Raw genomic sequence first — 23602 nt, forward strand, 5'->3', positions numbered from 1 at the left:
GAAGAAACACATAAATGAGGAGGACATGGAATGACTACACCTGCATTGCAAAACAGCATTGTTAAAGATATGGGACTCGCTTCAGAGGGCCATCTGAAAATTGATTGGGTAGAAGCACACATGCCGGTATTAAACCGCATTCGTCGCCAGTTCGAACAGGATCTGCCTTTCAAAGGTTTGAAAGTCGCCATTTGCCTTCATCTCGAGGCGAAAACAGCTTACTTGGCAAAAGTGATCCAAGCAGGTGGGGCGGAAGTAACGATTACGCACAGCAACCCATTGTCTACACAAGATGATGTATGCGCAGCATTGGTGGAAGACGGTGTTACAGTGTATGCGAAGTACAATCCGGAACCTGCGGAATTCAAATCATTGCAACTGCGTGCCCTTGAAGTGAAGCCTGATCTCATTATTGATGATGGGGGAGACTTTGCAACTATTATTGCATCCGAGCGTCCTGATCTCGCGGCAACAATTCGCGGCGGAGCAGAAGAAACGACAACCGGTATTATTCGTTTGAAAGCATTGGCGAAAGAAGGCCAATTGAAGTTTCCGATGGTTGCGGTTAATGACGCATACTGCAAGTATCTGTTTGACAATCGCTATGGTACAGGACAATCTGCATTCGACGGGATTATTCGTACAACCAACCTGGTTGTCGCTGGTAAAAACGTAGTGGTAGCAGGTTATGGCTGGTGTGGTAAAGGTGTAGCGATGCGTGCCAAAGGTCTTGGAGCGAATGTCATCGTAACCGAGATCGATCCAATCAAAGCGGTAGAAGCACATATGGACGGGTTCCGGGTCATGACGATGGTGGAAGCCGCCAAATTGGGTGATTTCTTTATCGCTGTTACAGGCAATAAGGATGTTATCACCGGTGAGCATTACGATGTAATGAAGGACGGAGCAATCCTGAGTAATGCAGGTCACTTTGATGTTGAAGTGAATAAACCTGAACTGGCAAAACGTTCGGAATCGATTCGCACAGTTCGCCGTAACATTGAGGAGTATCGTTTCAAAGACGGTCGTAAAATGTACCTTCTTGCAGAAGGTCGTCTTGTGAACCTGGGTGCAGCAGATGGTCACCCTGCCGAAATCATGGATACGACCTTTGCTCTACAGGCTCTTGGTCTCCGCTATGTGAGCGAGAACTATGCTGAGCTAGGTAAAAACGTTGTTAATGTACCTTATGATATTGACCAGCAGGTTGCCAGCTATAAACTTGAAAGCCTGAATATTGGTATCGACTCTTTGTCGGCCGAGCAAGAAAAATACCTGGATAGCTGGAAATTTTAAGATTTATCCAATAATTACAAGCTGATGAAATGATTCAAAAGGTATAGAATGGTTTATTGATGATATGGCTCATGTGCGTGTAGACATACGATTGCCCGTTTACGGGAAACGTCTTTGATCCTGAGTGACAGGATCAAAGACGTTTTTTTATGCTGAAAAATTAAAAAATCAAGTATTGCAAGAAGGGTTTTGATTTTTTTGTGCGAATCTATTATGCTTAGGTGGTGGAAAGTGGGGCAAAGTGGGAGAAACGGGTGAGGAGTGAGTGGGCCAATGTTTATGGGGGAGTTCCAACATAGCATTGATGATAAGGGTCGGGTTATCATTCCGGCTAAATTCCGCGAATCTCTGGGACCGTCTTTCGTTGTCACACGGGGTTTGGACCAGTGTCTTTTCGTGTACCCCATGGAGGAGTGGGGGGTCATGGAACAGAAGCTCAAAGCACTGCCATTGATGAAATCTGATGCACGTGCGTTTACCCGGTTTTTTTTCTCGGGTGCAACCGAATGTGAACTGGACAAACAGGGCAGGGTAAATCTGCCGGGCAACTTAAGAGAGTATGCCAAGCTGGACAAGGATTGTGTTGTTCTTGGCGTGTCGAACCGGGTGGAGATTTGGAGCAAAGGCATATGGGAGAGTTATTTCAATCAATCCGAAGAAGCATTCAACGACATTGCCGAAAAGCTGGTCGATTTTAATTTTGATTTATAAAGTCAGGAGGGGTGCAGGTTGTTTCACCACATAACCGTACTCAAAGAAGAGGCAACAGAGGGATTAAACATCAAGCAGGACGGTATATACGTGGACTGCACTTTAGGCGGTGGCGGACACAGCTCCGTGATTGCGTCCAAGCTCGGTCCAGGGGGACGTCTGATCGCACTTGATCAGGATGATTGGGCTTTGGATAATGCTCGCGAGAAGCTCGCTGCCTATGGAGATCGTGTAACATTGGTGAAAACCAATTTTCGAGATCTGGAACAGGTACTGAAGGATCTGGATGTACTAATGAAGGATGGTATACCACAGGTCGACGGTATTTTGTACGACTTGGGTGTGTCATCTCCGCAATTTGATGAAGGAGAACGTGGTTTCAGTTACAATCACGATGCTCCGCTCGATATGCGAATGGACCAGGATGCTATGCTGACGGCCAAAGAGATTGTGAATGAGTGGCCAGAAGAAGAGATTGCTCGAATTTTGTATCGCTATGGTGAAGAGAAGTTTTCGAGAAGGATTGCCCGTGTTATCGTCGAAAAACGAGCGAAGTCCATCATTGAGACGACAGGTGAACTCGTGGAATTGATCAAGGAAGGCATTCCGGCGGCAGCTCGCCGTACGGGTGGACATCCTGCCAAGCGCAGCTTCCAGGCATTACGCATTGCTGTTAACGATGAGTTGGGTGCGTTTGAAGAAGGTTTGCATCAGGCTGTTCGTTGTCTGGCACCAGGAGGACGTGTATCTGTTATTACCTTCCACTCCCTTGAGGATCGGATATGTAAACAGATTTTCAGCAGTTATCTGGAAAAATGTACATGTCCACCCGACTTTCCGTTGTGTGTATGCGGCGGCAAGGGTACCCTGCGTTTAGTTAACAGAAAACCGTTGAGTCCAACGGAAACGGAATTGGCCGAAAATTCACGTGCTCGCTCAGCCAAGCTGCGCGTAGCCGAGAAATTGTAGATCAAGAGTGGAGGAGAGAATCGGAGTATGGCATATACACGTGGTAATCTCGCTGTAAAAGAAAAAGCGTCCCAGGAACGTGTGACCCAGCAACGATACAAAGAAACCACCAAAGTGGTGACCCGTCGTACGGGTCTTCCGGCACGCGAGAAGATTTTGTATCTGATTACCCTGGTTGTAGTGATCCTTGTTGGAGGCGCCCTGATGTCTCGTTATGCTCATATCTATGATCTGAACAAGCAGGCGCAGACCACTATTTCGGATATCAAGGGGTATGAGAAGACGATTGCAGACCTGCAGGTGGAAAAAGAAACATTGAACAACCAGGTCATCGAAAATGCCAAACAACTTGGTTACGTTGAGGCTTCCGGTAAGGATGTCATTTTTGTACCTCGCTCAACAAGTACGAAATCAACAGGTACTGAATCGTCCTCGAATACATCAAGCAGTAAGTAAAGAGGTGTTCCGATGATAAAAAGAATAAAGATGCGCACGTTGCTTATAGGGGGATGTATTACCCTCTTTTTTCTTGTACTCGTAACCCGAATCTTTTTCATTCAAGTTGTGAATGGCAGTGTATGGCAGGAACGGGCGGCCGGTTTGGTAGAGCGTGAACAGACGATTAAGGCTACGCGTGGCACGATGACGGACCGCAATGGTAACATTCTGGCTACCGATGCACCTGCATATACGGTTTCCGTTAATCCCTTATTAATTAATGAACTCGGGATCCAGGATGTAGTCACGGAGAAACTCTCAGCCCTTCTTGGGAAAAATGAGAGTGAGGTGCGTGCACTGGTCACAGCGAAAAATGCAGAGGGCAAGTTTTTTCAGCAGCGTGAAGTACGTAGTGAAGGATATAAAATAAGTCCTGAGCTTGCGGAAAAAGTCAACGAACTGCGTGAGGAACTACAAGAAGAATACAAGGCTCGTAATGCGATTGTCATGGCTCAAGAGTCGAAGCGTTTTTACCCTGAAGAAAGCCTTGCTTCTCACGTCTTGGGATATATGAGCCGTGACGGAAAAGCTGTCAATGGACTTGAAGTCTCATATGATGAAGCATTGACTGGGACAGATGGATATCTGAATTATCAGAAGGATGCCAAAGGCATTAAACTTCCGGATTCACAGGATAACTATCTGCCACCTCAGAACGGGAAAAATCTTACGCTGACCATCGATGATACGATCCAATTTTACATCGAGGATGCAATGAAAGAAGCCGTTGCAAAGTATAACCCGTTGAGCATGACAGTTATTGCTGCGGACCCGAATACGATGGAGATTCTAGGGATGGCGAACTGGCCAACTTTTAACCCCAATACGTATGGGAGTACACCTGATCAAAAGAACTTTATTAATCATGCGACGCAATCCATCTATGAGCCAGGTTCTACATTCAAAATCGTTACACTGGCAGGGGCTGTCGAAGAAAAACTCTTTGATCCCAATGCAAGTTTTGAATCCAAACGCATGTATATCGGTGGTTTCCCGATTAGTGATAATGGTCATGCCTATGGTTGGATCTCTTATCTGGAAGGTGTCAAACGGTCAAGTAACATTGCCTTTGTTAACTTGGGGTACAACATGCTTGGTGGTGAACGTCTGCGTCATTACATAGACGAATTCGGTTTTGGTAAAAAGACGGGTATTGATCTGCCGAATGAGTCAGCGTCACCGATCAAGCCACTGGTTTACAAATCCGAGATTGCTACCGCTGCCTATGGTCATGGTCTTGTACAGGTAACACCAATTCAACAGGTCGCAGCAATCTCTGCAATTGCCAACGGAGGCAAATTGCTGGAGCCACATCTGGTGAAGGAGATCAAGAACCCGAATGATGGGACAACGGAAGTGATCAAACCCAAAGTTGTTCGTCAGGTGATTTCCAAGGAATCTTCCAAACTCGTGAGCGGTTATCTGGAACAAGTGGTTGCAGACCAAACGATTGGTACCGGTCGTAACGCCTATATTGAAGGTTACCGTGTAGCTGGTAAGACGGGGACGGCAAGAAAAGTCGTTAACGGAGAATACAGCAAATCGAAAGACGTTGTATCGTTTATCGGATTCGCACCGGTCAATAATCCGAAGATTGCTATACTCGTTGTCATTGACCAACCGGACGGAACCAACATTGGGGGAGGAACCGCAGCTGCCCCGGTATTCAAAAAGATTGTCAGCCAGACTCTTCAATACATGGGAGTCCCCAAAGACACTGCCAAAACTTCTGACAAAAAGTCAAAAGAAGTCTCTGTCGTGCAAGCCAAGGCGCCCGACCTGAGTGGCAAGACAGCCAAACAGGCCAGAAGCCAGCTCCTAAGCGCAGGTATTGCTTATGTGACTCTTGGTCAAGGTGATAATGTAATTCGGCAGTATCCGGTTGCTGGCGCCTCTATGAATCCAGGCCAACGAATCTATCTGCTAACGGAAGAAAGCAGCAAGATGAAGATTCCCGATCTAACAGGTGAATCTCTCCGTGATGCCCTTGAAGTACTTTCTCTTATGAAAGTGGGAGTTACGGTCAAGGGTGAGGGCTATGTCGTGAAGCAAACGGAGCAGGTCGCAGGTGAGCAGAGAACCGTGCAGTTGAACTTGCAGACTGCCAAAGCTGCAGTGACAGGTATAGCTGATGAGGCTCCAATCTCTTCTGATCCATCGTCAGAAGCTGAAGGGAAGGAACAAGAGGCCTCGGGCGACGAAGGTAAAACCGATGGAACAGACGAAACAGACAACAACAAGGCTCCCGCCAATGAATCCGAATCCTCTGATGATCCAGCAACAAATGGGACTTCGCTACCCTAGGGAGCTCTGACAGCTTGTTCTAACCCCCGGTTGTCCTGAATATTCATGAATGGAACGAGATCATGATTTTGGGACGAGTGGGGGGATCTTTTCGTGAAGGGATCAAGCGTAAATCTGCGGCGCAGGTTGCTATGGAGTTTAATGATTTTAGTTTTGTTATTTTCGGCCTTGATGATCAGGCTTGCTTATGTACAACTTGGGAAAGGCCCCGAATTGTCAGCAAAAGCAGAAGAATCCTGGCGGCGTAATATTCCTTACTCAGCCAAGCGAGGGGAGATCCTGGATCGAAATGGAACCTCTCTGGCCTATAATGTGACGACACCGACCATTATGGCTATTCCGGCTCAGGTCAAAGAAGCTGAAACGACAGCTAAAGCACTGGCCCCATTGCTTGGGATGACGGAAGAAAAAGTGCTGGCAACCATCAAGAAACGAGAACTGATTGTACGACTACAACCCGGCGGCCGCAAAATTACGATGGATAAAGCTCAGCGCATCCGTGATTTGAAGCTTCCGGGTATCGTTGTTGCTGAGGACAATAAACGTTTTTATCCTTATGATGATTTGGCTGCCCATATTCTTGGTTTTACGGGCATTGATAATCAGGGTTTAACGGGTGTCGAGAAGAAATATGATGATAAGCTGAATGGTCTGAATGGCAGTGTGTCCTACTTGTCCGATGCGGCCGGAAGGCTCATGCCGGGCTCATCCGAGAAGTATGTGGAACCGAAGGACGGCCTTAACCTCAAGCTGACCATTGATAAATCCATTCAGTCCATCATGGAGAGAGAACTGGATCAGGCCATGGTGAAGTTCCAGGCGAACTCAGCATTGGCTATAGCGATGAATCCCAAAACGGGTGAAATTTTGGGGATGTCCAGCAGGCCGGGATACGAACCGGCCGATTATCAACAATATCCCGCGGAGATATACAATCGGAATTTACCGATCTGGATGACGTACGAACCGGGTTCTACGTTCAAGATCATTACCTTGGCAGCAGCGCTTGAAGAGAAAAAGGTCAATCTGCAACAGGATCAATTCTTTGATCCCGGATATGTTGAGGTGGGTGGAGCCCGTCTTCGTTGCTGGAAAAAGGGCGGTCACGGAAGTCAGACCTTTTTGCAAGTTGTGGAGAACTCATGCAACCCGGGATTTGTAGCTCTGGGGCAGAGGCTGGGAAAAGAATCACTGTTCTCCTATATTAAAGATTTTGGCTTCGGCACCAAAACAGGGATCGACCTTAGCGGAGAAGCCAGTGGAATTCTGTTCAAATTGTCCAGAGTGGGACCTGTTGAGCTTGCAACGACGGCTTTTGGCCAAGGTGTATCGGTAACACCCATTCAACAAGTAGCAGCTGTGTCAGCGGCCATCAATGGGGGTAAACTTTACAAGCCGTATGTTACGAAAGCGTGGGTTCATCCGGTCACGGGAGAAGTCATGGAAGAAGCCAAGCCGGAACTGGTTCGTCAGGTGATCTCCGAGAATACATCCAAGCAAGTACGTGAAGCACTCGAGAGTGTTGTTGCAAAAGGTACCGGGCGTCCGGCATTCATTGATGGATACCGGGTTGGTGGCAAAACAGGTACAGCCCAGAAGGTTATTAACGGACGTTATTCCTCAACCGAGCATATCGTATCCTTTATCGGATTTGCACCGGCAGATGACCCTCAGATTGTGGTCTATACGGCAGTGGATAATCCCAAAGGAATTCAGTTCGGAGGTGTGGTTGCCGCCCCGATTGTGCAGAACATCCTTGAAGATGCGTTGCATTATATGAATGTCCCTGTTCGGAAGGATCAGGTCGCCAAAGAATACAAATATGGTGAGACCAAAATCGTGACAGTTCCAGACCTGACAGGAGCTACGGTCGAAGATCTGTACGAAGACCTGAACATGAATTTCATGCTGGCCAAGTCTGGCAGTGGTAAATACGTAATTAATCAGGCACCCAAGCCTGGGGCAAGGGTAGATCAGGGATCCACCATACGCATTTATATGGGGAATGTACTGAATGATGCACATGATCACACGAAGGATGAATAACTGGAGCGCTGAAGCCGTTTCGGCTTCAACCGCAACAAAATTCATCCAAGTGCGTTTCATTATTTGGTTGTATTGACGATATTAATAAATACAGACATATGCTAAAACAGAAGTATAATTGGAAAAGTGAGGTTATTCATGTGCTTTTAAAACAATTTGCATCGATGCTGACCACCGCCCGCCTTGTGGGCGAACCAAATACAGAATGCCAAAACCTTCAGACAGATTCCCGGCAGGTAAAACCGGGTGATCTGTTTATCTGTCTTCCGGGACATACGGTGGATGGTCATGATTATGCAGAAAAAGCGGTAAATGCAGGTGCAGTTGCATTGGTGGTTGAACGACTGCTGGATCTGCCTGTACCCCAATTGCTGGTGAAGGATAGCCGGTTTGCGATGGCTGTTCTGGCAGATTTCTTTTTTGACTCGCCAAGCCAGAAGATGAAGATGATTGGTGTAACCGGAACGAATGGAAAAACGACGACCACCTATTTGATTGAAAAGATCATGAGCGATTATGGACGCAAGACGGGATTGATCGGTACCATTCAAATGCGGTATGACGGTCGAACCTACCCGATGTCAGGAACGACACCAGAAGCGCTTGATCTGCAGCGTAGTCTGCATGATATGGTTCAGAAGGGTACGGACTGCTGTGTCATGGAAGTTTCTTCTCACGCATTGGAACAAGGACGCGTGAAGGGAACGAACTTTCGTACTGCGGTATTCACTAACTTGACGCAGGATCATCTGGACTACCACCATTCCATGGAGGAATACCGCGGGGCCAAAGGATTGTTCTTTGCACGGCTGGGTAACGGCTATACGCAAGATGCTTCACAGCGTAAATTCGCGGTTATCAATGCAGATGATCCAGCTGCGGATTATTTCATCTCTGTGACGGCTGCTGAAGTGATTACATATGGCATGGGTGAAGAGGCGGATGTACGTGCATCCCAGATCTCAATCACTTCTCAAGGAACTTCTTTCCACGTGGATACATTTGCAGGCAGCACGGATATTCGCTTGCGCATGGTAGGCAAATTCAATGTGTACAATGCAATGGCAGCAATCTCAGCAGCGCTGGTGGAAGGTATTCCGCTGGAAGAGATCAAGCGAAGCCTGGAGACGGTTCCGGGCGTGGATGGACGTGTTGAAGGTGTGGATGAGGGACAGCCATTTGCTGTTATTGTCGATTATGCCCATACACCGGATGGACTGGAGAATGTGCTTCGGACGGTGAAAGAATTTGCCGAAGGACGTGTAATCTGCGTGTTTGGCTGTGGTGGGGACAGGGACCGTACCAAACGCCCTCTCATGGGGAAAATTGCTGCGAAGTATAGTGATTTTGTACTGGTTACTTCCGATAATCCTCGGACAGAAGATCCGGATCTGATTCTCAAAGACATTGAACAAGGCCTGATTGAAGAATCTGTTCCTGCTGAACGTTATACGATGATTGTGGATCGGCGCCAGGCGATTCATGAAGCTATTGAAATGGCAAGCCCAGCCGATGTAGTATTGATTGCGGGCAAGGGTCACGAGACCTATCAGATTATCGGCACAACCAAAACCGATTTTGATGACCGAATCATAGCCAAAGAAGCGATAAGGGGCAAATCCAATTGATAAAAAGAACATTGGCACAATTGGCCGAGATGTGTGGAGGAACATTAAGTGACGTTGCTGCTCATGGCCATGTAATGGTTGAAGGGGTGTTTACCGATTCGCGTAAACCTCTGGAAGGCAGCTTGTTTATCCCGCTAGTGGGTGAAAGGTTTGACGGACACGAGTTTGTGCAAGCCTGTCTAGAGAAGGGTGCCGCAGGGGCGATTTGGCAAAAGGATCATGGTATTCCACCACAAGGAGCTGTCATTGTTGTTGAAGACACACTTGTCGCACTGCAAGCACTCGCATCCGCTTATCTAACGGAGAATAAAGCGGCTGTAGTCGGCATTACAGGCAGCAACGGCAAGACAACAACAAAGGACATCGTGGATGCCATTCTCTCGACGACGTTTAAAGTGCATAAGACGCAAGGTAACTTTAATAATCACATTGGTTTACCACTGACTGTATTAAGCATGGACCCGGATACGGAGATTATCATTTTGGAGATGGGTATGAGTGGTCGCGGGGAAATTAACGATCTCTCGCTTATTGCTCAGCCTGATGTAGCGATCATTACCAATATTGGTGAATCACATCTGCTTCAGTTGGGGTCAAGACTGGAGATTGCCAGAGCCAAAGCCGAGATTGCCGCGGGATTGAAGCCTGGCGGGTTACTGATCTACAACGGAGACGAGCCTTTAATTGCACAAGTCCTTGAAGAGCCCGCAACGAAACAACCCGATGGATTGCAGCGGTATACATTTGGTCTGCAAACCGATAATGATGACTATCCTACCGGGCTTATGAATGCCCAGAACGGAGTCGTTTTCACCACCAAACAGTCTGGAGAACATGCATTTACGCTACCACTGCTGGGAACGCATAATGTCGTTAACTGTCTGGCTGCTTTGGCTGTAGCTCGTCACTTCAAAGTGACAACGGAGCAAATTGCCGCGGGATTGTCACGCTTGAAACTGACTGGCATGCGTATTGAGGTTACTCAAGGTGTTAGTGGTCTAACGCTGCTGAATGATGCATACAATGCAAGTCCAACCTCCATGAAGGCGGCAATTGATGTACTGGAGGGTCTGAAAGGATACCGCATGAAAGTGGCTGTGCTTGGTGACATGCTTGAACTGGGTCCTCAGGAGCAGGAGCTGCACTACGGAATTGGAGCGTATATTACATCTGCCAAAATGGACATGGTGCTTGTATATGGCCCGCTATCAGCACATATTGCAGAAGGAGCAAGAAAGCATATGCCGGCAGAGGCTGTGCATGCTTTTATAGATAAAGAAGAAATGACCCGTTATCTACTGGAGAAACTACATCCCAGAGACGTTGTCTTGTTCAAAGCCTCAAGAGGCATGAAGCTGGAGGACGTGGTCGAAGCACTACAAATAGCACCATTACAGAATCGAGTAGACTAGAGGGGTGAACCCATGGATTTTCAGGTATTACTGTTAACAATCGGCGTTTCATTTATTCTGGCGGTGATTGCCGCACCGCTCCTGATTCCGCTGTTACGACGCATGAAATTCGGACAGCAAGTTAGGGAAGATGGGCCTCAGAGCCATTTGAAAAAAAGCGGAACACCGACAATGGGTGGAGTCGTCATTTTAGTTGCGTTCACATTGGCCTTTTTGAAATTTTCGGCTGTCAAGAATACAGACTTTTATGTCTTGCTCGTGGCTACGCTGGGATTCGGGCTGATTGGCTTCCTGGATGATTACATCAAAATTGTGTTCAAACGTTCGCTGGGACTGACGGCCAGACAAAAAATGCTGGGCCAATTGTTCTTCAGTGCAGTGATGTGTTTCTTGCTGATCCAAAATGGACACAGCACAGCCATCTCTATTCCGGGTACATCAGTCTCGTTCGACTGGACCGGATGGTTCTATTATCCGTTTGTCGTATTCATGATGCTTGCCATTACCAATGCAGTTAACTTTACGGACGGTCTGGATGGTTTGCTGTCCGGGGTAAGTGCGATTGCCTTTGGCGCGTTTGCCATTGTGGCGATGCAAGCTACGTCAATGCCAGCGGCAGTGTGTGCAGCAGCGATGATCGGAGCCGTGCTCGGTTTTCTGGTATACAATGCACATCCGGCCAAAGTGTTTATGGGCGATACGGGTTCTCTGGGCATTGGCGGTGCAATAGGTGCGGTAGCGATAGTAACCAAAACAGAGCTTTTATTTGTCATCATTGGCGGTATTTTTGTTATTGAGATCCTGTCTGTTATTATTCAAGTGGTATCATTCAAGACTCGTGGCAAGCGTGTATTCAAAATGAGCCCTATTCACCATCACTTTGAATTAAGCGGTTGGTCGGAATGGCGGGTTGTTATTACCTTCTGGGCGGTAGGCGCAATTTTGGCCGCTCTTGGACTTTATCTCAACAAGGGGTTGTAGATCATGAACCATCCTGAATCATATCGCGGACAACAAGTCGTCGTACTCGGATTGGCCAAAAGCGGCGTACAGGTCGCCAAAGTGCTGGATCGCGCCGGAGCGAAGGTTACAGTAAATGATAAACAAGAGAGAGATCAATGTCCCGAAGCTTCCGAATTGGAGGCTTTGGGAATTTCTGTTGTATGCGGAGGCCATCCGGATGATCTCATTCACAGTGATGTGAAGCTGGTCGTCAAAAACCCAGGTATCCCATACCGTGCAGCTCCTGTGCAGCAAGCTTTGGCATTGGGCATTGAAGTGGTGACCGAAGTAGAGGTTGCTTATCATCTATGTGCTGCACCCATGATCGGAATTACGGGCTCCAACGGCAAGACCACAACGACCACTTGGGTGGGAAAAATGCTGGAACATGCCGGTCTCAAGCCAATTGTTGCCGGTAATATTGGCATACCTCTCTCTGAAGCGGCAGAGCAAGCTTCTCCAGATCACTGGATGGTTGTCGAACTTAGCAGTTTCCAGCTCAAAGGAACGGTTGAGTTCCGTCCACGTATTGCGTGCTTGCTTAACGTAACAGAGACACATCTGGACTATCACGGTGGAATGGATGATTATGTAGCCTCCAAAGCCAAGCTCTTCGCCAATCAGCAACCGGATGATGTAGCCATTCTGAATTGGGATGATGCGGTATGTCGCGAACTGGTTCCTTATATTAAAGGCAGATTGCTACCGTTCTCGATGATCGAAAAATTGGATACAGGTGTATATGCAGATCCTCCTTATGTGGATGGAGAAGAGGATGATGTGAAGCGCCAGATTATCTACGCGGATGAAAACGGAGATCAGCACATGATCATCGATATTGAGGACATTGGCATCGCTGGACGATTTAATGTGGAAAATGCAATGGCTGCTGTAGCTATTGCCGTAGCTGCAGGAGCTGATCCAGCGGTACTGGCTGCGCCGCTTGCAGACTTCAAGGCGGTTGAACACCGACTTGAGTATGTTCTGGATCATAATGGTGCTGCGTACTACAACAACTCCAAAGCGACCAATTCAAAGGCTACAGTCATGGCTCTGAACTCGTTCAAGGAGCCGGTTGTATTAATTGCCGGAGGGTTGGATCGCGGGTCAGACATGATGGAGCTTTTACCCTTGTTCCAGGAACGGGTAAAAGCTGTCGTTGCGCTCGGAGAAACACGGATGAAAATTGCCAAAGTCGCGGAACTTGCCGGATTAAAGCAAATTAAGGTCGTCGATAATGAGGAGGACGCTGCCCAGACGTTAACCCTTGCTGTGCAGGAAGCATCGAAGCTTGCCAGCGCTGGTGATGTCGTTTTGTTATCACCGGCATGTGCAAGTTGGGACATGTTTGCTTCCTATGAAGAGCGGGGACGCATTTTTAAAGAGGCGGCGCATAACTTGTAAGTAGGGGGGTGGAAAAGCCCCTACTTCCATGCAAGGGGTGGCCTCCTGATGAAACAGACGCGACCGGCACCAGATATTTGGTTGCTGATTAGTATTTTGGCATTGCTTGCCATCGGCATCGTAATGGTATATAGTGCGGGCTCGGTGCTTGCCTTTCATGACTATGGCGATTCATTTTATTTTGTAAAAAGACAGGCTCTGTTTGCGGTGCTTGGGCTTGTAGCCATGTTCGTCACCGCTAACGTAGATTACCGGGTGTGGAGGAAGTATGCCAAACCTATATTGATTGCCTGCTTTATTATGCTCATTGCGGTGCTCATTCCTGGCATCGGTGTGGTTCGCGGTGGTGCACGAAGTTGGCTGGGCATTGGTTCGTTCGGTATTCAGCCCTCAGAATTCATGAAGCTGGGCATGATTCTGTTTCTCGCTCACTGGCTGAGCAAGGAACCGGGTAAAATCAAAACCTTTACAACGGGGCTTCTGCCACCGCTGGGATTGATCGGTTTGGCTTTTGGTATTATTATGCTGCAACCCGATTTGGGGACAGGCACCGTAATGATGGGTGCATCGATGCTTATTATTTTCACAGCCGGAGCGCGAATGAAACATCTGAGCTTGCTCGCTCTTGGCGGCGTAGCGGGGTTTGCAGCTTTGATCGCGGCAGCTCCTTATCGGTTGCAGCGTATCACAGCGTTTTTGGACCCGTGGTCCGATCCGCTGGGTGCCGGATATCAGATCATTCAATCATTATACGCCATTGGTCCTGGTGGACTGGCGGGATTGGGATTGGGTATGAGCCGGCAGAAGTACAGTTATGTACCTGAACCGCAAACGGACTTTATTTTTAGTATTTTGGCCGAAGAACTCGGCTTTATAGGTGGAATGATTGTATTATTGTTGTTTCTGGTGCTGGTGTGGAGAGGAATGCGTGTAGCCATGACCGTTCCGGATGCCTTCGGCAGTCTGCTTGGTGTTGGTATCGTAGGTATGGTCGCCGTACAAGTCATTATTAACATTGGTGTTGTCATTGGCATGATGCCTGTTACGGGCATTACATTGCCTCTGATCAGCTACGGCGGATCATCATTGACCCTCATGCTCACAGCACTGGGCATTTTAGTGAATTTATCCCGTTATGCGAGGTGACTATGCGATGCGAGTCGTTCTAAGCGGTGGCGGTACGGGTGGACATATCTATCCGGCCGTTGCCATAGCAAGACAATGCGAGGCGGAGAACCCGGACTCGACATTTCTATACATTGGAGGAACCAGAGGACTGGAAAGTAAACTGGTTCCCCAGGAAAATATTCCTTTTAAATCTATTGATATTACCGGTTTTCGGCGGAAATTGTCCATCGACAACCTGAAAACGGTCATGCGTTTCATTCAAGGTGTACGCAAGTCCAAAAAAATGCTGAAGGAATTCAAACCGGATGTTGTGATAGGTACCGGTGGATATGTGTGTGGACCTGTGGTATATGCAGCAACAAAATTGGGTATTCCGAGTATAATTCATGAACAGAACGCTATTCCTGGTCTGACCAACAAATTTTTGATGCGGTATGTGGATACGGTTGCTGTTAGCTTTGAAGGTTCTGAAAAATCGTTTTCCGGCGCAAAAAAGGTGATCTATACAGGTAATCCGAGGGCGACTACGGTAGCTCAGGCTAGCCGTGATCGTGGTTTTGCCACGTTAGGTGTACCAATGAACAGCCGTGTTGTTCTTGTGGTTGGTGGCAGTCGCGGGGCAAAAGCAATTAATCAGGCCATGGTGGACATGGCTCCAATGCTGGAACAATTGGACGATGTACATGTGGTTTACGTGACAGGGGATACCTATTTTGATGAGACGCGTGAAGCCATTCGCAGCTCATTAGGAACAATGCCAAATCACCTGCATGTCCTGCCTTACGTTCATAATATGCCTGAAGTGCTGGCCTGCACATCCTTGATTGTAAACCGCGCAGGTGCATCATTCCTTGCAGAGATTACATCACTGGGTATTCCTTCAATCCTGATTCCGTCACCTAACGTGACTAACAATCATCAAGAAGCCAATGCGCGTACGCTTGAAGGTGGAGGCGCATCACTTATGATGCTGGAGAAGGATCTTACAGGCAAACTCCTGTATGAAGCCATCGCCAAGATTATGAATGATGAATTGGGACGTAAACGCATGGCTGAAGCCTCCCGTACATTGGGGAAACCCGATGCAGCTGAAGTGCTTGTTCATGAAATTCAGCGTCTTGCTGCACGCGGATAACGTGCGTTTGTGGGCGATTGTCACACACAAGACGGGGCTGACATAAGATACCGTATAAATCGTGACCATCGTTCCATGGCGCCCAGAGCACGGACTGTAGCAACAGAACATACCGTGCTCATCGGTTGTGAAGCAAAGGAGGAAGCAAACATGAACCAGTGGATATCCTTACTATCCCAGTATAATGTTGGCAGAGTTCTTGAAAACGAATCGCTAGCCAAATACACCACATGGAAGATCGGCGGTCCTGCGGATGCACTGGTCATTCCCGAGAATAAAGAGCAGATGATGAATCTCATTCAATTGCTTCACAAGATTCAGATTCCGTGGATGCAACTTGGACGGGGCTCAAACATGCTGGTGTCAGACAAAGGAATACGTGGTGTTGTGGTGAAACCAGGCGATGGCTTTGATTATGCCGAATTTCACGAAGGTGGTGTAACCGCCGGAGCAGCGCATTCTTTTGTTAAACTCAGTGTGGTTGCTGCCAAAAAGGAATGGACCGGTCTGGAGTTCGGCAGCGGTATCCCCGGCACTGTCGGTGGAGCCGTATATATGAATGCAGGTGCTCATGGATCGGATGTGTCACGGATATTCAAATTCGCTGAGATTGTACTGGAGACAGGGGAATTGGTACGTTACAGCAAGGAGGACATGGATTTTGCCTACCGCCACTCTGTTCTGCATGATCGGAGAGGCACCGTGCTGGAAGCTACATTTGAACTCCAGCGTGGGGAACGCAAAGTCATTTCGGAAACCATGGCGGCTTACAAAGATCGCCGGCGTCGCACACAGCCACTGCAGATGGCATGTGCAGGAAGTGTATTCCGAAATCCACCGGGTGATCATGCTGCCCGTCTGATTGAAGCAGCAGGGCTGAAAGGGATGACTCAGGGAGGCGCACAGGTATCCACCATGCATGCCAATTTCATTGTCAATACAGGCCAAGCAACAGCAGAGGACGTTATCACCCTAATGCAGCAGATTCAGAGCACTATATCATCTCAAAACGGTATTAACCTGGTACCGGAAGTCTTCGTAGTGGGTGAGCGGTAAACCCCGGAGGTGATACATTGGACAAATTGGTGATTGAAGGCGGGAAACCCCTCTCAGGATCCATACGCATCCATGGAGCAAAAAATGCCGCTTTACCGATCATGGCCGCAAGTTTGTTGGCAGATGGAGAAGTTACCCTGCATAACGTTCCACACTTGCTGGACATTGAAGTGATGCTGTATATCCTGGAACGGCTTGGATGCACGTGTCGGCATGAACAGGGAACAGTGACGATTAATACCTCGTCTATCCGGTCATATGATGTGCCAGAAGATCTAATGAAGCAGATGCGCTCTTCCATTTTTTTAATGGGACCATTGCTGGCTAAGTTTGGGCAAGTGTCAGTGTATCAGCCAGGAGGCTGTGCCATTGGAGAACGCAAAATTGATCTTCACCTCCGGGGCCTGGAAGCGCTCGGAGCTTTGATTGAAGAGCAAGACCAACAGATTATCTGTCATGGACGGAATCTGGTGGGTACAGATATTCTTTTGGATTTCCCGAGTGTGGGAGCGACCGAGAATATCATGATGGCAGCCGTTCTGGCTAAAGGGACGACAACCATTTGCAATGCGGCAAGAGAACCTGAAATACAGGACCTGCAAAACTTTCTGAATGCCATGGGTGCAAGTATTATTGGCGCAGGAACGGATACGATTACGATCAATGGCGTTGAGAAACTGAAGCCTTGTTCCTATGAGATTATTCCGGATCGAATCGTTGCCGGAACGGTGATGATTGCAGCAGCAGCAACACGAGGCAATGTTACGCTTACACACTGCAATCCTGCTCATCTTACTTCACTTATACATGTATTGAAGCGCACTGGTGTTCAAATCACAGTCTGCAATGATATAATGACGGTGAGCTGTATGAGCCGTCCCAAATCAGTAGATCGTATTGTGACTTCTCCGTATCCTTCGTTTCCGACAGATTTGCAATCGCAAATCATGGTGCTGCTCAGTCTGGCAGACGGATTCAGTGTGATGAAGGAAACGGTATTCGAGGGCAGGTTCAAACATGTGGATGAATTGAATGTGATGGGGGCTGATATTTCAGTCGATCTGAACGCAGCATTTATCCGTGGTGTTCCCCGTCTGTACGGGGCTACAGTAGAAGCAACCGATCTTCGTGCAGGTGCAGCTCTGGTTATTGCTGGTCTGGCTGCTCAAGGCAAAACGGTTGTGGAGCAAGTGCATCATATTGACCGGGGCTACGATCAGATCGAGAAGTTATTCCAAAGTCTTGGAGCATCGGTTGAGCGACAGTCGCCCGTTTCGAAACAGTTGGATTTTGCCAATTAACGTCCTTGGAGTCCCCTTCTTGAAGGGAGGGGACCTGAGGCTTTGTGGAGCGCTACTTATGCCTAAAAGTCAAATTCCGGTTCTGAAGAAGAATCGGCCAAAAGGAAACACAAGCCGCAAAATTGTAATTATTCTCTTATTACTATTTATTGTATTGCTCGCTGTATTATTCTTTCGTTCTTCCATGAGTCGGATTTCGGCCATTGAAATCACGGGTAATGTATATACAGCAACTCCAGAACTGCTGGAAAAAAGCGGTCTGAGAGAAGGCGATCAATTTTTTGGGACAAGTACTGCCGAGGTTATTGAGCGTCTCAAGGCCAACAAGGCGATTTCCACGGTTACCGTGGACAAACAATTTCCGGGTATTATCCATATCAAGGTTCAAGAATATGCCACGGTTGCCTATGAGCTTGGTTCTGACGGTACCCTAAAAGCAATATTGGCCAGTGGGACAAGCTTGACGGTTCCGGCAACAATTGGTGTTGCTGTGGAGAAGCCCATATTGACTCAATGGAAGGCTGATGATCCACTCAAAGCCAAACTGAGTCAGGCACTGGCTAAAATCCCGAATGAATTGACGACGGATATTTCGGAAATTATCCCGAATCCAACGCCTTCATTTCCGGATCAGATACGGATGTATACCAAATCACAGTTTGAAGTGATTACAACCGTCTCTCTTTTATCGGATAAAGTGGAATATCTGAATCAGGTCATTGAGACCGAACGGCCTGGGAAAATCACCATGCTTGAGGCAGATACCTATGTCCCTTTCATCCCGGATGACCCGGAAGATGATGCTGAGCCGGGAGCAAGCCCCTGACCTTTGCCGTGATGAGGCTGACCTGAATATGAAAGCCTAGGCGGGTCGGGGTTTGGCCCCGTCAGAGCAATGAAACTTGTTCTTTCTGAGATGAAGAAAAAATGATACACTTGAACTTATGGCACATGAGTTGCCTCCTTCTTTTTTCTTCAAGGTTTTATGTCTCGCAACCAGATTTTGACACCCAAAAACATTGTAGAAAAAAGAGGGAAAGCCTGAAGTGTGTTGAATATGTTTTAAGAGTGTTTAAATTCGAACGTACTTTACTATTGGAGTCAGGAGGTGCCACAGACTTGAGCAACAATGACATCATTGTTAGTTTGGACATCGGTACATCCAAAATTCGCGCTATTATTGGGGAAATGAATAATGGAACCTTTAATATTATAGGAGTTGGATCTGCCGACTCGGAGGGAATTCGCAAAGGTGTAATCGTAGATATCGATCAGACGGTGCAGTCGATTCGCAACGCAGTGGATCATGCAGAACGTATGGTAGGTATTCAAATATCCGAAGTGTATGTTGGAATCTCGGGGAATCATATCGGACTGATGAGCAGTCACGGCGTCGTGGCTGTGTCTAACGAGGATCGTGAAATCGGAGAAGAAGACATGGAACGGGTGTTGAAAGCAGCCGAAGTTATTGCGGTTCCGCCGGAACGGGAAATTATTGATGTTGTGGCCAAGCAATATGTTGTAGATGGCTTGGAGGGCATTCAGGACCCCCGTGGTATGATTGGTGTTCGCCTTGAAGTGGAGGCGACCATCATTACGGGTGCAAAAACTGCGATACATAATCTTTTGCGCTGCGTGGAAAAAGCGGGTCTGAAAGTAAGCGATCTGGTTCTCATGTCGCTTGGAGCGGGTCAACTGGCTTTGTCCAAAGATGAAAAAACGATGGGTTCAGTACTTGTTGATATTGGAGCAGGTGCAACAACCATCGCCATTTTTGAAGAAGACAGTCTTGTTGCAACATCAACATTGCCGATTGGCGGGGAATTCGTCACGAATGATATCGCCTATGGCTTACGCACGTTAACGGATCAGGCGGAGAAGGTGAAACTGAAGTATGGCTGCGCCTGGTTGGATGATGCTGCTGCAGATGTGATGTTTAAGGTAACACGGATCGGCAGCAACGTAGACAAGGAATTCTCTCAAGAGGATCTGGCGGCTATTATCGAACCAAGGGTTCAGGAAATATTCCAGATGATATCTCAAGAAGTGAAGCGTCTTGGTTACAATGATCTTCCTGGAGGTTATATACTAACGGGAGGTACGGTATCTATGCCGGGTGTCCTGCAGGTCGCCCAGCATGAACTTGCTGCTTCGGTACGAGTTGCAGTGCCGGATTATATCGGTGTGCGTGATCCTGGTTTCACGAGTGGAGTCGGCATTTTGCACAGTGTAATCCGCAGTTTGCGTATTCGTCCCTCAGTTAATAGCGGCGGTGGAAACAACAATAATAACAACAAAAAACCGACCAACCGTCCGAAGCCGAATACGGCTCAGGAATCGGAGCAAAAACCAGGTCTGTTCGAACGGCTGAAAAATATGTTCAGCGAATTTATATAACAGGTTGAATCCATTTCATACAATCCTTGAAGCCGTTTGAATGCGCTGGTAAACTAACATAAACGCTTTCGTTCGTCGATATATGAAATTGATTCGGTTCAATACCAATTGGACGGGCCATCCATGCACAATGAGGGGGAGATGGAATAATATGTTGGAATTTGATTTCGAGATGGAGAGCTTTGCTCAAATAAAAGTCATTGGTGTGGGCGGCGGTGGAAGCAATGCTGTTAATCGAATGATTGAAAATGGAGTGCAAGGTGTAGAATTCATTACCGCGAATACGGATGCGCAGGCATTGCACTTGGCGAAATCCGAACATAAATTACAGATTGGCGATAAGTTGACAAGAGGTCTTGGTGCTGGTGCCAACCCTGAAGTGGGTAAGAAAGCCGCCGAAGAATCTCGTGATCTGATGATGAACACCTTGAAGGGTGCCGACATGGTTTTTGTAACTGCCGGAATGGGCGGAGGGACAGGAACAGGGGCAGCTCCCGTTATTGCTGAGATCGCCAAAGAATGTGGAGCTCTTACAGTAGGTGTAGTGACCCGACCGTTCACGTTTGAAGGACCGAAACGTTCCAGACATGCCGTACAGGGCATTGAAGCACTCAAGGAAAAAGTAGATACATTGATTGTGATTCCAAACGATCGTTTGCTTGAAATTGTTGACAAAAAGACACCGATGCTTGAAGCGTTCCGTCAAGTAGATAACGTTCTCCGTCAAGCCGTTCAGGGTATTTCTGACCTGATTGCTGTTCCAGGTCTAATTAACCTTGACTTCGCAGACGTCAAAACGATTATGACAGAACGCGGATCTGCCCTGATGGGAATCGGTGAAGCAACTGGGGAAACTCGTGCCGCTGAAGCTGCACGCAAAGCTATCATGAGCCCATTGCTTGAAACTTCGATCGAAGGTGCACGTGGTGTGATTATGAACATTACGGGTGGAACCAATCTGTCTCTGTATGAAGTCAATGAAGCGGCAGAGATTGTCACAGCGGCTTCAGATCCGGAAGTGAACATGATCTTTGGAGCGATTATTGACGAAAACCTGAAAGAAGAGATCAAAGTTACGGTGATTGCAACGGGATTTGAAGATAAGCCTGCATCGCCGCCTCCTGGTCATAAACCAACGCCAGCAACAGAGACAACGGATACGCGTTCGCCGAATCTGCGTCCGTTTGGAAATCAGCCGAGCAATGATCAGCTGGACATTCCGACATTTTTACGCAATCGTTCACGCAATAATAACAACGATTAATACTCATATTGATTCAATCAAAACCCGGTACTCCTTATGGAGTGACCGGGTTTTTTCTGTTTTTTTAATATCATAACATACAGTATTGAACAAATTCTGAACAACGAGCCTACGCTATTCCGACAAAAAAAGTTGAAACCACGCCCCCATGATTAGACAGACTTTGAACAACGGGCTCCGTATACTTGTGAATATGCTCAAGAATATCGGAATACCGGTATACCGTTAATTCGATATGTTGCGCGCAGGCAGGTGAAGAGTGTGGTTGTGTATGTGGATCTTATTTTTCTGACAAACCTGTGTATTGACGGTGCTCTTATTGGACTAACCGCCTGGATGCGCAAAACAAAACTGGTTTGGTGGAGATGGTTGCTATCAGCCATTGTGGGCGCATTATACGTGGTCATGATGTTTGTACCGGAGTTTGATTTTATGTTTACCTTTTTGATCAAGTTCGGGTTCTCGCTGGTCATGCTTACGATTGCTTTTGGTTTTAAAGGTCTGCAGGCTTTTGCGAGAACGCTCGGTACCTTCTATGTGATTAATTTTGTCGCTGCCGGAGGTATTCTGGGTGTGCATTACATGCTTCAGAGCTCCGGTGAGTTGTTTAACGGCATTTGGTTCACGGCTTCTGGTGGGATGTCATTTGATCTGAAGATTGCCTTCTGGTTCACGTTTATCGTATTTTTTGCTGTTCTGTTTTTATTCAAAGCTGTGCAGAGCTCAAAACAGAAAACGGATCGCATGACGACTTATTTGGGTAAAGTTGAGGTCTGCATCGATGAGGTAGTCATTTCTTGTACAGGCCTTCTGGATACGGGCAATCAACTTACAGATCCCTTATCGCGCATGCCGGTCATGGTGATGGAGGCTTCGTTATGGCAAGACATGTTACCTGCTTCATGGAAGGGTAGACTCAAGGACGAGGCGCCGGACAACCTTATTCTGGAGCTTGATCAGGAAAGTTTTCAGTGGCAGGGTCGACTGCGGCTGGTGCCTTATCGGGGCATTAACAAAGGGACTGCGTTTATGCTGGCAATGAAGCCGGACCGGGTGAAGGTGACGATGGGGGAAACATGTTATGAGACGACAAGGGTACTCATTGGGCTGGATGGAGGTGTTTTGTCGTCGGATGGGAAATACCAGGCCGTGATTCATCCTGAACTTGTGCAAGACGCTGCTTCTGCGCAGTCTACGGCTCTCTCTGCGGGAGCATCAGAAAAGCCGCTGAATGTGGTATAGGAGGAACGTACATGCTTGTGAAATGGAAACTGGTGGCGCAGCTGCAATATTACCGTCTGTTATTTTTGTTGGGACTCAAAAGTGAAGAGATCTATTACATTGGGGGAAGTGAGGCACTTCCGCCGCCTTTGACAAGGGAAGAAGAAGAATTTTTACTGCAAAAATTATCTTCGGGAGACTCGGCCATTCGTGCGATGCTCATTGAGCGCAATCTGCGTCTGGTGGTGTACATTGCACGAAAATTCGAGAACACAGGAATCAATATCGAGGATTTGGTGTCCATCGGAGCCATCGGGCTGATTAAAGCAGTTAATACATTCGACCCGGAAAAGAAAATCAAACTGGCAACCTATGCTTCACGTTGTATCGAAAATGAAATTTTGATGTACCTGAGACGTAATAGTAAGATCCGAACTGAAGTTTCTTTTGATGAACCGCTGAACATCGATTGGGATGGAAATGAACTATTATTATCGGATGTATTGGGTACAGAAAACGATACAATCTATCGGAATATTGAAGAGCAGGTAGACCGAAAACTTTTGCACAAGGCACTGGAAAAATTAACGGAGCGCGAGCGAATGATTATGGAGCTTCGTTTTGGCTTGACGGATGGGGAAGAAAAGACACAAAAAGATGTAGCGGATCTACTTGGAATCTCCCAATCCTACATCTCTCGTCTCGAAAAAAGAATCATTAAAAGACTTCGCAAGGAGTTCAATAAAATGGTCTGAAAACCATCATTGCTCAGAATGGGTATTACTGGCAAGGGTGCCAAGTACGAATAAAAAAGCCTGCCCCGGAGATAA

The 23602-nt window shown here is 47.4% G+C and carries 19 protein-coding genes; all 19 read left to right on the plus strand.

The window, feature by feature from the left end; translation table 11 throughout:
- Window positions 1-30 precede the first annotated feature (30 nt).
- The 19 genes from MHH93_RS11385 (at window position 31) to sigE (ending at window position 23527) form a co-directional block, all read left to right on the plus strand.
- Window positions 31-1296: an adenosylhomocysteinase gene (locus MHH93_RS11385; protein ID WP_278298908.1), complete on the plus strand. Its 1266-nt coding sequence runs from the start codon at window positions 31-33 to the stop codon at window positions 1294-1296.
- Window positions 1297-1569: 273 nt separating this feature from the next.
- Window positions 1570-2007 (plus strand): division/cell wall cluster transcriptional repressor MraZ, encoded by a 438-nt coding sequence (mraZ, locus tag MHH93_RS11390; protein WP_017687291.1) that lies wholly within the window; start codon window positions 1570-1572, stop codon window positions 2005-2007.
- An 18-nt stretch (window positions 2008-2025) separates the two neighbouring features.
- Window positions 2026-2976 (plus strand): 16S rRNA (cytosine(1402)-N(4))-methyltransferase RsmH, encoded by a 951-nt coding sequence (rsmH, locus tag MHH93_RS11395; RefSeq protein WP_500054147.1) that lies wholly within the window; start codon window positions 2026-2028, stop codon window positions 2974-2976.
- A 27-nt stretch (window positions 2977-3003) separates the two neighbouring features.
- Entirely contained in the window at window positions 3004-3432 is a 429-nt protein-coding gene (locus MHH93_RS11400; protein ID WP_500054148.1) for a hypothetical protein, read from the plus strand.
- A gap of 12 nt (window positions 3433-3444) precedes the next feature.
- Window positions 3445-5778 (plus strand): penicillin-binding transpeptidase domain-containing protein, encoded by a 2334-nt coding sequence (locus MHH93_RS11405; protein WP_500054149.1) that lies wholly within the window; start codon window positions 3445-3447, stop codon window positions 5776-5778.
- 93 nt (window positions 5779-5871) lie between these two features.
- Window positions 5872-7824 carry a stage V sporulation protein D gene (locus MHH93_RS11410; protein ID WP_253439329.1) on the plus strand — a complete coding sequence of 651 codons (1953 nt, stop codon included), beginning with the start codon at window positions 5872-5874 and terminating at the stop codon, window positions 7822-7824.
- Window positions 7825-7964: 140 nt separating this feature from the next.
- Window positions 7965-9452: a UDP-N-acetylmuramoyl-L-alanyl-D-glutamate--2,6-diaminopimelate ligase gene (locus tag MHH93_RS11415; RefSeq protein WP_500054150.1), complete on the plus strand. Its 1488-nt coding sequence runs from the start codon at window positions 7965-7967 to the stop codon at window positions 9450-9452.
- The gene (locus MHH93_RS11420; protein WP_500054385.1) at window positions 9452-10864 is read left to right on the plus strand and encodes a UDP-N-acetylmuramoyl-tripeptide--D-alanyl-D-alanine ligase; all 1413 of its coding nucleotides are present in this window, start codon (window positions 9452-9454) and stop codon (window positions 10862-10864) included. Before MHH93_RS11415 ends, MHH93_RS11420 begins: the two co-directional genes overlap by 1 nt.
- Window positions 10865-10876: 12 nt before the next feature.
- A complete protein-coding gene (gene mraY / locus MHH93_RS11425; RefSeq protein ID WP_278298911.1) occupies window positions 10877-11845 on the plus strand; it encodes a phospho-N-acetylmuramoyl-pentapeptide-transferase in 969 nt (322 codons plus the stop codon).
- 3 nt (window positions 11846-11848) lie between these two features.
- On the plus strand, window positions 11849-13270 hold the full coding sequence (gene murD / locus MHH93_RS11430) for a UDP-N-acetylmuramoyl-L-alanine--D-glutamate ligase (protein ID WP_500054151.1): 1422 nt from the start codon (window positions 11849-11851) through the stop codon (window positions 13268-13270).
- Between the two features lie 48 nt (window positions 13271-13318).
- Complete coding sequence (spoVE, locus tag MHH93_RS11435; protein ID WP_278298912.1) at window positions 13319-14416, plus strand: stage V sporulation protein E; 1098 nt, start codon at window positions 13319-13321, stop codon at window positions 14414-14416.
- A 7-nt stretch (window positions 14417-14423) separates the two neighbouring features.
- The gene (gene murG / locus MHH93_RS11440) at window positions 14424-15533 is read left to right on the plus strand and encodes an undecaprenyldiphospho-muramoylpentapeptide beta-N-acetylglucosaminyltransferase (RefSeq protein WP_500054152.1); all 1110 of its coding nucleotides are present in this window, start codon (window positions 14424-14426) and stop codon (window positions 15531-15533) included.
- A 150-nt stretch (window positions 15534-15683) separates the two neighbouring features.
- The gene (gene murB / locus MHH93_RS11445) at window positions 15684-16589 is read left to right on the plus strand and encodes a UDP-N-acetylmuramate dehydrogenase (protein ID WP_500054153.1); all 906 of its coding nucleotides are present in this window, start codon (window positions 15684-15686) and stop codon (window positions 16587-16589) included.
- Between the two features lie 17 nt (window positions 16590-16606).
- Window positions 16607-17890 (plus strand): UDP-N-acetylglucosamine 1-carboxyvinyltransferase, encoded by a 1284-nt coding sequence (murA, locus tag MHH93_RS11450; RefSeq protein WP_500054154.1) that lies wholly within the window; start codon window positions 16607-16609, stop codon window positions 17888-17890.
- A gap of 58 nt (window positions 17891-17948) precedes the next feature.
- A complete protein-coding gene (locus MHH93_RS11455; RefSeq protein ID WP_500054155.1) occupies window positions 17949-18716 on the plus strand; it encodes a cell division protein FtsQ/DivIB in 768 nt (255 codons plus the stop codon).
- Window positions 18717-19009: 293 nt separating this feature from the next.
- The gene (ftsA, locus tag MHH93_RS11460) at window positions 19010-20287 is read left to right on the plus strand and encodes a cell division protein FtsA (protein WP_500054156.1); all 1278 of its coding nucleotides are present in this window, start codon (window positions 19010-19012) and stop codon (window positions 20285-20287) included.
- Between the two features lie 151 nt (window positions 20288-20438).
- On the plus strand, window positions 20439-21551 hold the full coding sequence (gene ftsZ / locus MHH93_RS11465; protein WP_500054157.1) for a cell division protein FtsZ: 1113 nt from the start codon (window positions 20439-20441) through the stop codon (window positions 21549-21551).
- A gap of 261 nt (window positions 21552-21812) precedes the next feature.
- Complete coding sequence (gene spoIIGA, locus MHH93_RS11470; protein ID WP_500054158.1) at window positions 21813-22793, plus strand: sigma-E processing peptidase SpoIIGA; 981 nt, start codon at window positions 21813-21815, stop codon at window positions 22791-22793.
- Window positions 22794-22804: 11 nt separating this feature from the next.
- Entirely contained in the window at window positions 22805-23527 is a 723-nt protein-coding gene (gene sigE / locus MHH93_RS11475; protein ID WP_017687308.1) for an RNA polymerase sporulation sigma factor SigE, read from the plus strand.
- The last annotated feature ends 75 nt before the right edge of the window (window positions 23528-23602 follow it).

Source organism: Priestia sp. FSL H7-0729 (genome assembly GCF_038005685.1).
Classification (GTDB): Bacteria; Bacillota; Bacilli; order Paenibacillales; family Paenibacillaceae; genus Paenibacillus.

Bases quoted from the DNA above. Each gene is read 5' to 3' on its own strand.
- murD (WP_500054151.1), top strand. From the start codon at position 11,849: ATGAACCATCCTGAATCATATCGCGGACAACAAGTCGTCGTACTCGGA.
- ftsZ (WP_500054157.1), top strand. From the start codon at position 20,439: ATGTTGGAATTTGATTTCGAGATGGAGAGCTTTGCTCAAATAAAAGTC.
- spoVE (WP_278298912.1), top strand. From the start codon at position 13,319: ATGAAACAGACGCGACCGGCACCAGATATTTGGTTGCTGATTAGTATT.
- mraZ (WP_017687291.1), top strand. From the start codon at position 1,570: ATGTTTATGGGGGAGTTCCAACATAGCATTGATGATAAGGGTCGGGTT.
- MHH93_RS11455 (WP_500054155.1), top strand. From the start codon at position 17,949: ATGCCTAAAAGTCAAATTCCGGTTCTGAAGAAGAATCGGCCAAAAGGA.
- MHH93_RS11405 (WP_500054149.1), top strand. From the start codon at position 3,445: ATGATAAAAAGAATAAAGATGCGCACGTTGCTTATAGGGGGATGTATT.
- murB (WP_500054153.1), top strand. From the start codon at position 15,684: ATGAACCAGTGGATATCCTTACTATCCCAGTATAATGTTGGCAGAGTT.
- murG (WP_500054152.1), top strand. From the start codon at position 14,424: ATGCGAGTCGTTCTAAGCGGTGGCGGTACGGGTGGACATATCTATCCG.
- MHH93_RS11400 (WP_500054148.1), top strand. From the start codon at position 3,004: ATGGCATATACACGTGGTAATCTCGCTGTAAAAGAAAAAGCGTCCCAG.
- mraY (WP_278298911.1), top strand. From the start codon at position 10,877: ATGGATTTTCAGGTATTACTGTTAACAATCGGCGTTTCATTTATTCTG.
- MHH93_RS11385 (WP_278298908.1), top strand. From the start codon at position 31: ATGACTACACCTGCATTGCAAAACAGCATTGTTAAAGATATGGGACTC.
- sigE (WP_017687308.1), top strand. From the start codon at position 22,805: ATGCTTGTGAAATGGAAACTGGTGGCGCAGCTGCAATATTACCGTCTG.